Origin of the sequence: Streptosporangium sp. NPDC023615, from assembly GCF_040640155.1 — a bacterium.
In the GTDB taxonomy this organism is placed as follows: Bacteria; Actinomycetota; Actinomycetes; order Streptosporangiales; family Streptosporangiaceae; genus Streptosporangium.
Genome location: NZ_JBFABE010000002.1, coordinates 324,910 through 327,205, shown reverse-complemented (window position 1 = coordinate 327,205; position 2,296 = coordinate 324,910). Strand labels below are relative to the sequence as shown.

Annotated in this window: 3 protein-coding genes; all 3 read left to right on the top strand. The window is 74.8% G+C overall.

Annotated elements, in window-relative coordinates; translation table 11 throughout:
- Positions 1-132: 132 nt before the first annotated feature.
- Entirely contained in the window at positions 133-408 is a 276-nt protein-coding gene (locus AB0G16_RS02960; protein WP_362797716.1) for a hypothetical protein, read from the top strand.
- Between the two features lie 131 nt (positions 409-539).
- On the top strand, positions 540-1,175 hold the full coding sequence (locus AB0G16_RS02955; RefSeq protein ID WP_362797714.1) for an RNA polymerase sigma factor: 636 nt from the start codon (positions 540-542) through the stop codon (positions 1,173-1,175).
- A partial coding sequence (locus tag AB0G16_RS02950; protein ID WP_362797712.1) for a CU044_5270 family protein occupies positions 1,168-2,296 on the top strand: 1,129 nt, incomplete at its 3' end. The genes AB0G16_RS02955 and AB0G16_RS02950, both read left to right, overlap by 8 nt.

Genomic DNA, 2,296 nt, shown 5'->3' with positions numbered 1-2,296 from the left:
CCTCGCTCAGCGGCGGTCCCGCCCCGCGGGCGCTGCGCCACGCGTGCGACTCGCCGGCGCGGACCCTGGGGCTCCGAGGTCCGCGCCACCGGCTCCGCGACGCTCCCCCATCTCGACCTTGGGAGGAACCCGATGGCCACCAAAGTTCGCCAGCCCGTCACCGACGACAGCATCGCCGTACGCCAGCTGAGCCACTACCAGTTCAGCTGGGTCGCCGGAGAGGCCGGCAGGCCCGGCACGTACACCCTGCAGCTCGTCCTGGACCAGGGCGCCTGGGAGGAGGTGCTGACCCTGGACCCCGACGACGCCGACAACCTGCAGGACCTGCTCTCCGTCGCGGGAACCGTCTTCTACGACGTCCGCCGGCGCACGCTGATGTTCGGCACCACCCCCGTCGGCCACGGCTGAGACCCGCACCGGCAGGACCGGAGAAGGACGAGGAGGGGCCGGATCGGCCGGATCGCCCGGACCGGCTCGGGAACCGTCGTCGCCTGGGAAGGCAACAACGGGTGACCTGACCGAGAGCCGAGAGGCCGGATATGAGCGACACGAGCCGGACCGGGGCTGGCGCCGGCGGAGAGTTCCCCGCCGGCGGGGCGGGGGCGGACGACGCCTCCGTCATCGAGCGCTCCCGGCGCGAACCCGAGGCGTTCGCCGCCGTCTTCCACCGGCACGCGCCGGAGATCAAGCGCTACGTCAGCCGGAGGCTGGGAGCCGACATGGCCGAGGACGTGGTGGCGGACACCTTTCTGGTGGCGTTCCGCGGCCGGGAGGGGTACGACCTCTCCCGGCCCAGCGCGCGCCCGTGGCTGTACGGCATCGCGACCAACCTGATCAGGCGGCACAAGCGCGTCGAGCTCCAGCGGCTGCGCGCTCTCGAACGGACCGGCGTCGACCCGGTGACGGTGCCGTTCACCGAGCGCAGCGACGAACGGCTGAGCGCCGGTGCCGTACGGCGGAGCCTGGCGGCGGCCCTGGCGGGGCTGCCCGCCGGTCACCGGGACGTGCTGCTGGTGGTGGCGTGGGGCGGCCTGACCTACCCGGAGGCCGCCCAGGCGCTGGGCATACCGGTGGGCACGGTCCGTTCACGCGTCAGCCGGGCCAGGAGCAAGGTGCGCGAGCAGCTCGGCGGGGTCGATCCCACGTCCTTCATCGAGGAGACCGTCAATGGATGAGATTGCCCAGTTGAACCGGCTGCGTTCCGAGGTGCCGCTGCCCGGGGCACCGGAACTGCGCTCCGAGGAGCGGCGCCTGCTCTCCGAGATCGCCGCCTGCGGCGCCGCGCCGTCGTCCCGCGCGGTCACGCGTACACCGGTCCGTGCGGGTGGCCTGCGGGCGATCCTGTGGGGGAACATGCGGCGGAGCCTCGCCGTGGGGACCGGGGCCGCGGTCGTCGTGCTCGCGGGAACCGTGTACGTCACCGGGGTCCACTCCCCGACGGCCGGGCCCGGCGCCGGGGCGCGGACCGTCCGGATGGCGCCGGTGGCGATGGTGGAGGTCCTGCGGCGCGCCGCCGAGACCGCGAGCGCCGAGGACGACCTGCGTCCGCGGCCCGGCCAGTTCCTCGTCCTGGAGTCACAGATCATGTACCCGGCCGAGGTGGAGGAGGACGGGCGGAAACGCCGCTACCTCGACCGCGGCGTGCACAGGGTCTGGCTCCCGGCCGAGGGCTCCCCGCTGGAGGGAGGAGTCGTGTCGGTCCGGCACCTGCGGCCGGAGCCGTACCCGGGAGAGGCGCTGCCCGCCGGGGCCCTGCGGCGGGCGGAGAGCGGGTCCGAGCCCTCCAGGCTCACCGGCCGCGACGACCGCCCCGAGCACCTGCGCACCGACTACGCCTACCTGAGCCGGTTGCCCGCCGACCCCGCCGGGATGCGCGAGCACCTCTACACCGGCCTGACCGGGGGAGCCCTCGACCACTACGAGGCGTGGGGGAGGGTCGGCGCGATGGTCACCCAGGCGTACATGCCGGCCGCGCAGCGGGCCGCGCTGTTCCGGGCGGCCGGGACGATCCCCGGTGTGCGGACCGCCGACGGGGTCGAGGACGCCGCCGGGCGCCGGGGGGTCGCGGCGGTCATGTCCAACCCGGAGAGCGGCGTGCGGCACGAGTACGTCTTCGACCCCGCCACCTACCGCTACCTGGGAGAGCGTGTCGTCGTGACGGACGCGGCCAGGGCCGGGGCCCCTGTCGGCCAGGTGCTGACCTCCACGGCGCTGCTGAAGGTCGAGGTCGCCGACGACGCTCCCCGGGTCGCCCCCGAGGGCACCGGCGACGACCCGGCCCCCGCCCCCGGTCACG

Bases quoted from the DNA above. Each gene is read 5' to 3' on its own strand.
- AB0G16_RS02960 (WP_362797716.1), top strand. From the start codon at position 133: ATGGCCACCAAAGTTCGCCAGCCCGTCACCGACGACAGCATCGCCGTA.
- AB0G16_RS02955 (WP_362797714.1), top strand. From the start codon at position 540: ATGAGCGACACGAGCCGGACCGGGGCTGGCGCCGGCGGAGAGTTCCCC.